The organism is Chitinophaga oryziterrae, assembly GCF_009758125.1.
In the GTDB taxonomy this organism is placed as follows: Bacteria; Bacteroidota; Bacteroidia; order Chitinophagales; family Chitinophagaceae; genus Chitinophaga; species Chitinophaga oryziterrae.
Genome location: NZ_WRXO01000004.1, coordinates 208,086 through 220,314 on the forward strand (window position 1 = coordinate 208,086; position 12,229 = coordinate 220,314).

Annotated in this window: 10 protein-coding genes; all 10 read left to right on the forward strand. The window is 40.4% G+C overall.

Annotated features, from left to right (window positions below; all coding sequences use genetic code 11):
* The 10 genes from GO495_RS15855 (at position 1) to GO495_RS15895 (ending at position 12,092) form a co-directional block, all read left to right on the forward strand.
* Entirely contained in the window at positions 1 to 1,203 is a 1,203-nt protein-coding gene (locus tag GO495_RS15855; protein WP_157300697.1) for an alpha/beta fold hydrolase, read from the forward strand.
* A gap of 122 nt (positions 1,204 to 1,325) precedes the next feature.
* On the forward strand, positions 1,326 to 1,868 hold the full coding sequence (locus tag GO495_RS32180) for an ABC transporter permease (protein WP_240915243.1): 543 nt from the start codon (positions 1,326 to 1,328) through the stop codon (positions 1,866 to 1,868).
* Positions 1,831 to 2,331, forward strand: coding sequence for an ABC transporter permease (locus GO495_RS32185; protein WP_240915244.1), 501 nt, complete (start codon positions 1,831 to 1,833; stop codon positions 2,329 to 2,331). The genes GO495_RS32180 and GO495_RS32185 overlap by 38 nt, the downstream gene beginning before the upstream one ends.
* Before the next feature lie 92 nt (positions 2,332 to 2,423).
* Positions 2,424 to 2,801: a BlaI/MecI/CopY family transcriptional regulator gene (locus GO495_RS15865; RefSeq protein ID WP_157300698.1), complete on the forward strand. Its 378-nt coding sequence runs from the start codon at positions 2,424 to 2,426 to the stop codon at positions 2,799 to 2,801.
* 5 nt (positions 2,802 to 2,806) lie between these two features.
* The gene (locus GO495_RS15870; protein ID WP_157300699.1) at positions 2,807 to 4,288 is read left to right on the forward strand and encodes a M56 family metallopeptidase; all 1,482 of its coding nucleotides are present in this window, start codon (positions 2,807 to 2,809) and stop codon (positions 4,286 to 4,288) included.
* A 95-nt stretch (positions 4,289 to 4,383) separates the two neighbouring features.
* Positions 4,384 to 5,163, forward strand: coding sequence for a hypothetical protein (locus tag GO495_RS15875; protein ID WP_157300700.1), 780 nt, complete (start codon positions 4,384 to 4,386; stop codon positions 5,161 to 5,163).
* A gap of 54 nt (positions 5,164 to 5,217) precedes the next feature.
* Positions 5,218 to 5,499: a hypothetical protein gene (locus GO495_RS15880; RefSeq protein WP_157300701.1), complete on the forward strand. Its 282-nt coding sequence runs from the start codon at positions 5,218 to 5,220 to the stop codon at positions 5,497 to 5,499.
* A gap of 1,369 nt (positions 5,500 to 6,868) precedes the next feature.
* On the forward strand, positions 6,869 to 8,722 hold the full coding sequence (locus GO495_RS15885) for a polysaccharide biosynthesis protein (RefSeq protein WP_338075433.1): 1,854 nt from the start codon (positions 6,869 to 6,871) through the stop codon (positions 8,720 to 8,722).
* An 82-nt stretch (positions 8,723 to 8,804) separates the two neighbouring features.
* Entirely contained in the window at positions 8,805 to 9,653 is an 849-nt protein-coding gene (locus GO495_RS15890) for a polysaccharide biosynthesis/export family protein (RefSeq protein WP_157300703.1), read from the forward strand.
* A gap of 18 nt (positions 9,654 to 9,671) precedes the next feature.
* Positions 9,672 to 12,092 (forward strand): GumC family protein, encoded by a 2,421-nt coding sequence (locus tag GO495_RS15895; RefSeq protein WP_157300704.1) that lies wholly within the window; start codon positions 9,672 to 9,674, stop codon positions 12,090 to 12,092.
* The last annotated feature ends 137 nt before the right edge of the window (positions 12,093 to 12,229 follow it).

Genomic DNA, 12,229 nt, shown 5'->3' on the forward strand with positions numbered 1-12,229 from the left:
ATGAAAAGAGGTTTGTTTGTTCTCATCATACTGTTAAATACAGTATGCGTAATCGCGCAGGCCGATTATCCTGCTGCTGTTGCTAAATTTCAGAGATATTATAATCAGAATGAGGCCGACAGTCTTTTCAATATGTATGGCCCGAATATGAAAGCCGCATTATCGTTGGATAAAACGACCGGGATGATTAACCAGTTGAATAGTCAGGCCGGAGCGCTGAAAAGTGTAACACCCATAAGAAATGAAAAAGCCTATAAAGCCGTCTTTGAAAAAGTTACGCTCCGGTTATCGATGTATCTGAATAATGATAACCAGCTGGAAGGACTTCATTTTGGCGCATATGAAGAAAAGAAAGATAGTGATAATGTTGTTTTGAATGGTATTCATGGAACGCTGATAGCACCACCCGGGAGTAAGAAAGTAGTGTTATTCATAGCAGGATCTGGTCCTACGGACAGGAATGGGAACAGCGGGATGGGGCTCAGGACCAACTGCACAAAAATGATGGCAGAAGCTTTGGAGAAAGCAGGCATTGCCAGTCTGCGTTATGACAAACGCGGTATAGGAACTTCTGATGTTATACAGGAGAAAGACCTGCGATTTGAGAATATGGTGGATGATGCAGTATCATTGATTAAAATGCTGAAAGGAAGTTATGCGCAGGTATATGTTGCTGGTCATAGTGAAGGCGCATTGGTGGGTATGCTGGCCTCAAAGACAAATGTAGCCGGTTATATCTCTATTGCAGGAGCAGGAGAGGCCGCAGATATCCTTCTCCGGGAACAATTGAACATCTCAATGCCTAATAGTGCCGTACAGGCATCTTTGCTGATGGATAGTTTAAAGAAGGGGTATCCCGTAAAGGAGCCTTCCGGTGAACTGAATATGTTATTTCACAGTTCTATACAGCCTTATATGACCTCCTGGATGAAATATGATCCGCAGCAGGAAATTAAAAAGCTGAAAATCCCGGTATTGATTATACAAGGTACAACAGACATACAAGTGAGTACCCGGGATGCAGCGCTGTTGAAGAAAGCAAAACCGGACGCCACACTGCTGGAAATAGAAGGGATGAATCATATACTTAAAGCAGCTCCTGCAGAGCGGAACGCGAACCGGGCGACTTATAACCAGCCGGACCTGCCATTGAAAGAAGAACTGATGAAAGCGATCATCCCCTTTGTATTATCTCAAAAGTGAACAGTATAGTGTAACGAAACCGGACACTTCTATCAATTTGAATTATTTAATCACCTGTAAATCAGGTGATTTTTTATTGGCATACTTTTCATTGAACCAGGGGTATTAGAACCCGTTCCCTTATGATCAGAAGCTATTTCAGAATTGCCTGGCGCAATCTTATAAAAAGCAAAGGTTACTCTCTTATCAATATTGGCGGATTAGCAGCAGGCATGGCCGTGGCCATGCTCATTGGTTTATGGATATGGGATGAGCTTTCGTTCGAGAAATACAACAAAAACTACGACCGCATTGCGCAGGTAATGCAGAATCAGAACTTCAATGGAAGCATTGGTACCTGGCAAACAATGCCGTTCCCTATGGGAGATGCGCTCCGCAACGATTACGGAAGCTACTTTAAACATGTGGTAATGAGTTCCTGGAACTGGAGTTCCCTGCTGATTACCGGTGAAAAGAAAATTGTAAAGGAAGGTATATTCATGGAGCCGGGGGCGCCCGGACTGATGGGTCTTACCATGCTGAGGGGAACCTATGGAGGGCTGAAAGACCCCGGATCGGTGATGTTGTCCGAATCGCTGGCAAAGGAATTATTCGGAGAAGCAGATCCTGTAGGCAAAACCATCACATTTGATAAAAAGAATACGGAGATCGTTACCGGTGTTTAAAAAGTATAACCCTGATATACCTTTTGATTACAGGTTTGTGAATGATGAATATGCGCGGAAGTTCGGGAATGAAGAGCGGATAGGTAAGCTGGCCAGTTTCTTTGCGGCACTGGCGATCTTTATCAGTTGTCTGGGTCTGTTTGGTATGGCATCCTTTATGGCTGAGCGGCGTACCAAAGAAATAGGTGTGCGCAAGGTCATGGGCGCATCCGTATTTAATCTCTGGAAGTTATTGTCGAAGGATTTCGTGGTGCTGGTATTTATTTCTTTGCTGATAGCCGTTCCTTTGGCTTATTACCTGATGAATAACTGGCTACAGAATTATCAGTACAGGTCTGATATCTCCTGGTGGATTTTTGCAGTAGCAGGAGCAGGCATCCTTATTATTACATTACTCACCGTTAGTTTTCAGAGTATCAAAGCCGCGTTAATGAACCCGGTAAAGAGTCTGAAAGCGGAATAGATAATTCGGGCCCCTTTAGGAGCCTGTTAATTTTTTTCAAAAAAAGTGACCCTTCGTGATGTAACGTACGTTTTAATACGTACCTTTAAATTATGAAAGATGAAGTTGTTCCTACCAAGACCGAAATGGACGTGTTACAGGTGTTATGGCAGCACGGGCCATCCACAGTAAGATTCGTACACGACAAGCTGAATGAGCAGAAGCAGGCGGTCATATATACCTCTACTTTAAAGCTGATGCAGGTGATGAAAGAGAAGGGGATGCTGGACCGTGATGAGACAAATATGAAACATATCTATAGCGCCAACCTGGTGGAAGAAAAGGTAAAAGGCAACCTGCTGGGCCGTTTTGTCGATTCCATGTATAATGGGTCTCCCAGTAGCCTGATGGTCGCTTTACTGGGCAATGATAAAACCTCTGCAGAAGAGCTGAAGAAGATTAAAGAGCTGCTGGATAACATGGATAAATAATAAACATGACAACAGATCAACTGGTACAGGCTTTCAGCTGGACGCTGATCCATTCATTATGGCAGGGATTACTGCTGTCCGTTATTACAGGTGTAGTACTGATGCTCACAAAACGATCGTCTTCGGCTATCCGTTATAACCTGATATTGTTACAGCTGCTGCTGTTTATAACAGGCTGCGTGTTTACTTTCGCCTGGGAGTGGCAGCAGAACCAGTTGCAGACCATTGATTTCTTACACCTGCAGGCCGATAATATCAAACAATATACGCAAACTGTTATCAGTTATTTCTCGGCAAATGCGCCTATGGTGTTGTTGTTATGGTTTGTGTTATTTATAGCGAGAGCAGTGAAAATGATGGGCGGACTGGTATACCTCCGTCGTGCCAGATATAAGAACATTTATTCCCCGGAAGATTTCTGGAAAGACAAAATTGTGTTGCTCTGTGAGCAGCTACGGATAAAAAAAGCAGTTACTTTATTCGAATCCGGATATGTGAAAATGCCCCTGATAATAGGACATTTCAAACCGGTGATACTGATACCTGCAGGCTTATTGGCCGGACTGCCTGCCAGTCAGGTAGAAGCAGTGCTGTTACATGAACTGGCACATATCCGTCGTAATGATTATTGCGTAAATCTCTTGCAGAATATTATGGAAGCGATCTTCTTTTTTAACCCCGGATTATTGTGGATATCATCATTATTACGAGATGAACGTGAGCATTGTTGTGATGATATCGCTTTGGCACAAACGAAAAATAAGCGGGAGTTTATAGAAGCGCTGATCAGCTTTAAAGAACATAGTAATAATTATGCGGTCGCTTTTCCCGGAAAGAAAAATCACCTGTTGCAAAGAGTGAGCCGTATCATTCATAATAAGAATAATACACTCAATCCAATAGAGAAAGTGTTTTTCATGACAGGGATCTTAATCCTTGCTGTGATGGTGACTGCAGCCGGTGTAATGGAGGTGAGGACGATCGTGAAAGAAGAGCATGTTGTACTACAGGAACAACAACCTGTGCAAAAAACGGTTAAACCGGTTGTTAAGCATAAGAAGATAAAACAGGTGAAGGAAATAAAACGGGTAGAACCAACAGACGCCGAAGAAGCGGAAAGAGACCGGGAACAGGCGATACTGGATCAGGAAGAGGCATTAAACGATCAGGAACAGGCCGCCCGCGATAAAGAACAATTCATGCGTGACAAGGAACAGGCACATCAACAGGCCATCCGTGATAAAGAACAGGCGCAAAGAGATCGTGAACAGGCTGCAAAAGATCGCGAACAAGCTGTTAAAGACAGAATGCAGGCCGACAGAGATCGTATGCAGGCGCAAAGAGACCGCGAACAGGCCGACAGAGACCGCGCCCAGGCAGATAAGGACAGGGAGCAGGCCCGCCGGGATATAGAACAGGCGCAGAGAGACCGGTTACGAGCCGATAGAGAAAGAGAACAGGCGATGAGGGATAAGCAACCTCAATAATAAATCCACTTCATTTTATTAGCATTATTAACATTCACTGAAAAGTGAACAGGAATCGTATTGCCCTTTTTAAACCTTTTAAAAATTAAAAAACCATGAAAAGAATGTATGTATTCATCTTCGCAGCTTTACTGTTTACAACAGCCGCGAATGCACAAAAATCCATTAAAACAACTAACAGAACGTATAACAGCGATGACCAGGTAGAAAGCATCAACATGGACATGAATGGTGTGAGTTATAAAATGAAAAAAGTGAAAGGGGAGATGACAGAATTCTCTGTAGATGGTAAATTAATTCCTGCTGCTAACTGGGGTGATTACCGCACTGTTATTAATGACATCAATGAACAGGTAGAAAAGGACAAGATCCAGGCTAAGAAAGACCGTGCGCAGGCAAAGCTGGACCGTGCGCGGGCAAAGCTGGACCGTGCACAGGCAGATAGAGATCGTGAACAGGCGGAAAAAGACCAGGAGCAGGCTGCAAGGGACAGGGCACAGGCAGAAAAGGACCGCGAACAGGCCGGGAAAGATCGTATACAGGCAGATAAAGACCGCGAACAGGCGGTTAAAGACAGGGCCCAGGCAGAGAAAGACCGCGAGCAGGCAAAATTAGATCGTATACAGGCCGATAAAGACAGAGCACAGGCTGCAGAAGATCGTAAAATGATGGCAAGTCTGATCGATGATCTGATCCATGATAAAATTGTTCCGGATAAACAGAGTATCGAAGACCTGGTTATCTCAAAAAACGGAATGGTAGTAAATGGGATACAACAACCAGATAACGTATTTAAAAAATACAAAGAGAAATATCCCCGTTTTGCACATCTGACTTATGGCAATCACGGTACTACTATAAGTAATAATAATTAAAGGGGGGAGAAGGGGTTGACAAAAAAACTGTCAGCCCCTATATATTAGGATGTAATGAGGATGCAGGAGGGAAGGATCGAGCGGAAACGGTGTTTTCCGATTCAGCATGAGGATATCTCCGAAAACAGGATCAGTTTGCAGGCTGATGCCGCCTATACGCATATAAAAGGCGCTATGCCCCAGAAAAACGATGATATCATCAGTACTGTTCAGCCAGAAAGTGTCCGTCGCGATTTCGGGCTGCCATACTTCCTCTTTCTTTTCTTCCCTGAAAGGAGAGGGGCCAGCTTCCATTTCAGCATGTCCAGGAGGCTGGGGACCTTAAAGGGAGAATGAAGATTTACGAACCTGCCATTTTTATCTACCGGTGTGCCTTTCCAGTCTATGATCGTCTTAAGTTGCGGATTGCTGATGTTCATGAATGCTAAGATAGTATTCATACAGCATTAAAATCCGCTGAGGGGTATTACTTATTTTCCATCCGTTACAATGATATAACATCCTCCATCCGAACTAAAAATTTATTTTTGCAAAAACCAGACACAAGTCTCACACAATCGTATAGTACAGACATCGAAAATTTGCTAACCATTCTTTAGGGGAAAGCCGGCATTTAATAATAGATCCCTTTTGACCATTAAGGGACACAACATTTCATATCCATGAATTATCAAGATGAAATGCTGGTACATAACGTAACCGGCAGAAAAGCATTGCCATGTCCAAAATGTAAACGCGCCAATCTGGAAGACAGAGTTCCCAGGGCGCTGTTTGTAAAGGTGTTCTTGTGGTTCCTTCCTTTAAGAAGGTATATCTGCTACCGTTGTAACAGGAAATCGTATGTCTGGTACCGGGGGGAAAAGTGAGGAATTTGACAACATGTGTAGTAAACAGTACACATCCCTCTCTCAGGAAGGATTAATTACATATAACATTACCAGCCATCTTATATCGTAGTTATTCATCAACTGTTAAATGTTTTATCTATACATTTTTATGCAATAGAGAACAATCTTTCCTTGTTTTTTGTTATCTAAACAGACATTGAAAAAACAGAATATGATTTTATTGGTATAAAGTTTGTTTAGTCTGTTTCGAACTCTTAAAAGTACTCGAAAGAATAATACTATCACTAGTAAGACACGCTTTAGGGTAAAGTTAAATATGTTCAACTTTTTAAAGTCATGTTTAAAGCAGACACCGAGAGAACCACGTTTTTAACTGAATGCCCCGATGATGTGCAATTGATGTTCGTTACTGCGAACAATACAACAAACCAGTATTTGTTTCTGTTTTTTATATAACTGTTTCGTTACGTATTTATACGCGATTTTATTTTCAGTCAAAATTGTTTTTTAAAGAGGATAAGACCCTAATTATATTCTGATGTTGATCCGGTGCTGTTTGCAAGGAATATTGGTAGATGAGATGTTTATAATGTTATTATAAATTGATATTAGAATTAAAAACATTTAATTCTATTCACCTATTCTTAACCAAAAAGTAGACAATATGTATTTATTTTGCACGCAGGTTAGAACAAAAAAAATCTCAAAAGAAAATTGAGTTAATTCCGAAAATGAGTGTTATGAAAAACTGATATGTTTTAACCTTATCTATTAAACTGATGACTAAGAGATCTTGGATTACCCCGTCCTGGCTAATATTGTTATTAGATTTAGCCTGTTCTATTGTCGGAATAAGCGTGGCCTTTTTGCTTAGGCTGAATTTTAATCTCGAAGATTTTAATCGCTACCCCATACAAGGTATTGTATTGGTTGTGGTGAGCGTGAATCTTCTGCTTTCGTTAATATTTCGAACCTATACGGGTATAATACGCTATACCAGTATAGAAGATATCGGCCGTATTTCGTGCCTGGGACTGATTAGTGCTGCAATATATTATTATGTAGGGATAACTTCATTACACTATAGTAGTATTAATATGTTCCCGCTCTCCGTGATAGCGATTAACTTTTTCATTAATACATTCTGCCTGTTATCGTATCGACTGTTTGTAAAATGGGCATTCCATTATTATGGCCGTTATGGCAATATAAACAAGACCAAAGCGGTAATATACAGTGCAGGACATTCCGGTTTAATGGTGCGCAGAGCCATTAATGAAGATGTGGCCGGTAACATCCGCATTGTAGGATTTCTGGATGATAAACTAACACGTAGTGGTAAGCGTCTCGAAGGATTGCTTATTTATAATACAAGCAGAGCCGCGCTCGAAAAGCTGGTGAAGCAGGATAAAATTGCACTTGTAATACTTGCAGAAGAATCGATGGAGCCAGATGTGCTAAATAGCCTGGTGGATAATTGTATAGCCCTTAATATTAAGGTGCAGAAAGTATTGCCTGTAAGTAAATGGATCAGTACCGGATGGAATCCATCCAAACTGCAGGACATCAAAATTGAGGATCTGCTGGACCGTTCTGTAATAAATATCAACAATGAGCAGGTTAACAGTGAAACAAAGGGTAAAGCGATCCTGGTAACAGGTGCCGCCGGTTCCATTGGAAGTGAATTGGTAAAGCAGCTTGTAAAGGCTGGCCCATCTGTAGTCGTGTTATGTGATAAAGCAGAATCGCCGCTGCATGAACTGGAACTGGAGATGGGAGATGTTGCGCCTGATATAGCTGTTGTACCTTTCATCGCGAACATCTGTGACAGGATACGGATGCAGCAATTGTTTGAAGTCTACGAACCAGCTATTGTGTATCATGTTGCTGCTTACAAGCACGTACCCATGATGGAAAAAAATCCTTCTATTGCTGTACTCAATAATGTTTTGGGCACCAAAATTCTGGCAGAATTATCAGTAGAATTTGGCGTGGAGAAATTCGTGATGGTATCTACAGACAAAGCAGTTAATCCGACCAATGTAATGGGAGCTTCAAAGCGTATTGCGGAAATTTTTACACAGTCGTACAGTAATCACGTTAATAAGCAGTATAAGAAATCCGGTCCAGTTTATGGCGTGCCTCCAACCAGGTTCATCACTACCCGTTTTGGCAATGTATTAGGTTCCAATGGATCTGTGATACCCCGCTTTAAACAGCAGTTGGAAAAAGGAGGTCCGATTACCGTTACACATCCCGACATCACCCGTTATTTCATGACTATTCCGGAAGCCTGCCAGCTTGTGCTGGAAGCAGGTGCAATGGGGCAGGGAGGAGAGATCTTTGTGTTTGATATGGGGGAGCCGGTGAAGATTGTGGAGCTGGCAAAGAAAATGATCCGGATGAGCGGAAGAGAACCTGGGAAAGATATACAAGTAGTGTATACAGGCCTGCGTCCGGGAGAAAAATTGTATGAGGAACTATTGAACAACGCGGAGAATACAATAAGCACTTATCACGAAAAGATTATGATTGCAAGAGTTCGTGAATATGATTTCGTAGAAGTGAAAGATAAAATAGAGCATCTTATTGCATCTGCCCATAAGCATTATCTCACCCCAACCGTAGCTCTGATGAAGCAGTTAGTTCCCGAGTTTATCAGTAAGAATTCTGCGTACGAGCAACTTGATAAGGATAAAATAAAATTATAGTATATACAAAACGTTTGTTTGACGGTATAGCTATTGTTATGAACAATAAAACAGATGCATTTAAACACCCAGTTATATAATAATGAGAATTACTAATTTCGGGAAGCACCGCAAACTCCCCTTTTCTGCCCTACTGATGCTCTCCACAGGCATTATTGTTATGTATGCAAGTTCATGTTCTACTCCAAGAAATATTACGTATTTCAAGGATGTTCCGGATAGTGTTAAACAAAAGCTTGTTGATCAGTCTGTGTATAATACACCAGTGATCCAGCCGGATGATATTCTTACGGTTACAATACTTACACTTGACCCCACTGCGACTGCCGTATTGAATCAACAGAGTGCTATTTCGGGACCTTCAAATAATAATACAAATAATAGTAGCAGCATCAATACCCCCGGAGGTAATGCAAGTGTATACCTGGTGGATAGAGATGGATATGTAATACTTCCTTTACTTGGCAAAGTATCTGTAAAGGGTAGGACAACAGACCAGGTACGAGATGATATTCGTACGAAGGCCACCGAATATTATAAAGATCCTGTAGTAAACGTACGTTTCGCCAATTTCAAAATAACAGTATTGGGAGACGTAAATAAACCATCCTCCTATATTATGCCAAATGAGAAAGTTACCCTGCTGGATGCGTTGGGAATGGCCGGTGATCTTACTATTTATGGCAAAAGGGAAAACGTGATGTTAATCAGGGATAATATTAATGGGAAAAAGGAAATTGTAAGATTCAATTTGAATGATAGTAAAATATTTTCCTCTCCCTACTTTTATCTTCATCAGGGAGACGTTATATATGTAGAACCGAATAAGGCTAAAGTTTCCGGATCCGATATGGAACAGGTTAGACGAATTTCCATTTTTGCTTCCATCCTATCTGTAGTCATCATAATTGTAACAAGAATTAACTTCTAAATTTTCATTTATTTTCTTATGTCTGAAAATATTCACACTAACGGTATTTTAAAAACGAATGGCACATTTTCCGGTGAACAGGAAGAGGAAGATGGGTTGAATTTGAGAAAAATACTTGATAAACTAATTGGGCGATGGTATTTGTTTTTGATTTTTATAAGCCTTGGGGGGGTAGGAGCGTGGTTGTTCCTGCGTTATTCAACTCCCAGTTATAAGATAAGTGCCAAAATACTTGTGCAGGATGATAAAAAAGACGGTGGCATCCCAGGCCAGGAGATATTGCAGGAATTAGAAATGTTCAGCAGTAAAAGTAACGTAGACAATGAAGTAGAGATACTTAAATCCCGTTCGTTAATGGAAAAAGTAGTGAGGGATTTGCGATTAAATGTAAGTTATTGGGTAGAAGGCCGGGTGAAAAAAGGGGAGCAATTTTCTAAACTTCCTTTTTCTTTCAGATGGATCTATCTGAAAGATACACTCAGTCAGGCAAATTACACATTGGAGGTATTGACTGAAAATAAATTTTTATTAAAAGGGAAGGATCTAAGTAAAGAAGCTTCCTGGAATGATACATTGCATTTACCGGAGGGGATTGTCCAGATTATTCGTGATACTCAATTTGATTTGAATAACAAAGAATATATGGTGAAAATATCTTCAATTGATAATACTGTTGAAGCATATAAAAACTTATTGGAGATAACTATTCCCAATAAACAGGTAAGCACAATAGATCTTACTATCACAGATGCCCTTCCTGAAAAGGGGGAGAAGGTGTTGAACCGGTTAATGGATACATATTTAAATGCAAGTATTGAAGACAAAAACAGGATAGTTGACAGTACGATTACTTTCATTGATAATCGTTTAATTATCGTAACAAAAGAACTGTCAGGCGTAGAAAAAGATATACAGCAATTTAAACAGTCCAATGAGCTTGCTGATCTGGGAGAACAATCCAAATTACTGGTTTCAAATACTGGTGATTTCCTAAAGCTATTAACAGAGCAGCAGGTAAGATTAAATGTCGTTGAATCGCTGGAACAATACATGAAGGATGAGCAAAATAACAGACGTGTTGTCCCTTCAGCAGCACTCTTGCAGGATCCTACATTTTTAGGGATTGTGGAAAAATATAATATGCTGCAATTAGAGCGGGAGAGACTTTTAATGTCCAACACAGAATCCAATCCCGTAATCAAAAATATCGATCAGCAATTAACAGGTTTGCGTGCAGGTTTGCGAAACAATCTTTCTTCTTTAAAGCAAAACATACAGGTTGGAATAAATGAGTTACAAAGGAACGCTAATTCACTAAATCAAAAAATACGTGAAGTTCCAGGTAAGGAGCGGGTCTTTTTAGATTATTCACGTCAACAGGTTGTTAAACAGGAATTATATTTGTTCTTATTGAAGAAGAGGGAAGAGTCCGCCATTTCCAAAGCATCCAACATCGCTATAGCCAAGATCATTGATGCAGGAAAAAGTGATCCCTTACCATTCAGGCCGAAGCACTCTTTAGCTTATGTTTTAGGACTTATATTTGGTATTGCCGTTCCTTCGATATGGATGTATTTAGGGGAATTATTAAACAGGCGTGTTGTAAATAAACAGGATATTCTTAGTAATACACCTGTTCCCATATTGGCTGAAATTGGCCATAACAAAGAGGAGTTCCAGGTTATTGTTGGAAAGGATGCACATTCGGCCATTTCAGAGCAATTCAGGGCAATACGTACAAATCTCCAGTTTATAATGTCCGGAATTAATGAGAAGGTTATTCTGCTTACATCAAGTATGAGCGGAGAAGGTAAAACTTTCGTTGCGACCAACCTTGCAGCTGTATTGGCACTATCAGGTAAAAAGGTAGTGCTGATGGAAATGGATCTGAGGAAACCTAAGATATCCGAGATGTTGGGTGCCGATAATCTTAGTGGTTTTAGTACATATGTAATTGGAAAGGTTTCAATAGATGAGTTGATTATACCTTCTGGTATTCATGATAATTTTTGGTTGATAACCTCCGGACCTGTTCCGCCAAATCCCTCCGAGTTACTGTTGTTGGATAGAACAAAAGAACTATTCGCTGAGTTACGGAAGCAATTTGATTACATAATAATTGATACTGCACCGATAGGATTAGTTACTGACGCGCAATTATTGGGACGATTTGCTGATGCAACACTATATCTCGTCAGACAAGGCTATACGCTCAAGCAGCAAATACAGATTACAAAAGACCTTTACCTGCAAAAGAAAGTTCCAAAAATTAACCTGATCGTAAATGATGTTAAGTCCAACGGTGGATATGGGTATGGATACGGATATGGATATGGTTATGGATATGGATATGGTTATGGTTATGGTTATAGTAGCAATGGCGATGAAAAGAAAAAAAGTATAATTAGAAGAATTCGAAAATATGTTAGAAGTAAATAGAATTTAGTGCTTGTTGAAATTTTTGTCGACAAAATGATTTTCAAAAAAATCAAGCGCAATAATGGGGTTGTGTTTGATACAAAGGCTTGTTTGGATAGAAAATCAGTTGATGCAAGACTGTAATGCTATAAATATTT

Coding starts and splice junctions, on each gene's coding strand:
- GO495_RS15855 (WP_157300697.1), top strand. CDS start 1: ATGAAAAGAGGTTTGTTTGTTCTCATCATACTGTTAAATACAGTATGC.
- GO495_RS32180 (WP_240915243.1), top strand. CDS start 1,326: ATGATCAGAAGCTATTTCAGAATTGCCTGGCGCAATCTTATAAAAAGC.
- GO495_RS15865 (WP_157300698.1), top strand. CDS start 2,424: ATGAAAGATGAAGTTGTTCCTACCAAGACCGAAATGGACGTGTTACAG.
- GO495_RS15870 (WP_157300699.1), top strand. CDS start 2,807: ATGACAACAGATCAACTGGTACAGGCTTTCAGCTGGACGCTGATCCAT.
- GO495_RS15875 (WP_157300700.1), top strand. CDS start 4,384: ATGAAAAGAATGTATGTATTCATCTTCGCAGCTTTACTGTTTACAACA.
- GO495_RS15880 (WP_157300701.1), top strand. CDS start 5,218: ATGAGGATGCAGGAGGGAAGGATCGAGCGGAAACGGTGTTTTCCGATT.
- GO495_RS15890 (WP_157300703.1), top strand. CDS start 8,805: ATGAGAATTACTAATTTCGGGAAGCACCGCAAACTCCCCTTTTCTGCC.
- GO495_RS15895 (WP_157300704.1), top strand. CDS start 9,672: ATGTCTGAAAATATTCACACTAACGGTATTTTAAAAACGAATGGCACA.